General features: G+C 29.6%; 1 protein-coding gene. It reads right to left on the minus strand.

All coding sequences use genetic code 11. The features are described 5' to 3' along the window. Window positions 1-53 precede the first annotated feature (53 nt). Window positions 54-794 (minus strand): ATP-binding cassette domain-containing protein (locus DW059_RS15690; protein WP_330408468.1); only part of this gene is annotated, 741 nt, incomplete at its 5' end.

A 794-nucleotide genomic window follows, 5' to 3' on the forward strand; every position in this document is an offset into this window, starting at 1 on the left:
ATGTTCTTAGAGGAGGTGTCTCCCGAAAGAACATATTCTTCTATTATGGGTAATTATAAATATAGAACATGCTTTTCTTGTGCTACAATTTCTTCACTATGAGTTACAACAATAACTGTTTTTCCCTGTTCACTTAACTCATGCAATATATTCATAACAATCTCACTATTTTTTTTGTCTAAGGAACCAGTTGGTTCGTCTGCTAATACAATCGAACATTTCTTTAGCATTAAACGAGCTAACGCAACTCTCTGCTGTTCGCCACCAGATAATTGATAGACTTTTTTGTTAATTACTTTCTGTAAACCAACTTTTTCAAGAGCTTCATTTATTGAAATATCCGTTCTACCTGATTTTTTTATTATTTCTAGATTTTCTTTTACTGTTTTGTTTTCCAAAAGGGCAAAATTTTGAAATAAAAATCCAACAACTTCTTTGAAATATTTCTGCTTTTTTCCTTTTTTTGCCACATCAAAACCATTCACAATAATAGAACCTTTGTCAGGAGTTTCAATACCTCCAATCATATTAAGTAAAGTACTTTTTCCGCATCCACTTTCGCCACTAATTACCAAAAAACGGCTATCTGGAATTTCCAAATGAAAATTTTTGAACAAAATTTTATCATTATATGCTTTGCATAGATTTTCAATTGTTATCATAAGCAACCTCCTTTTAATGATTTCGGTATTGTTTGTTTTTTCAACAATTGTGATATTAAAGAAAATAATTGTAAATTCTATTAGTGCCATAATTGTAAATTCTATTAGTGCCATAAATGAACTAACAAGAAT

Origin of the sequence: Roseburia sp. AF42-8 (assembly GCF_003435965.1) — a bacterium.
GTDB classification, from domain to species: domain Bacteria; phylum Bacillota; class Clostridia; order Lachnospirales; family Lachnospiraceae; genus Roseburia_C; species Roseburia_C amylophila.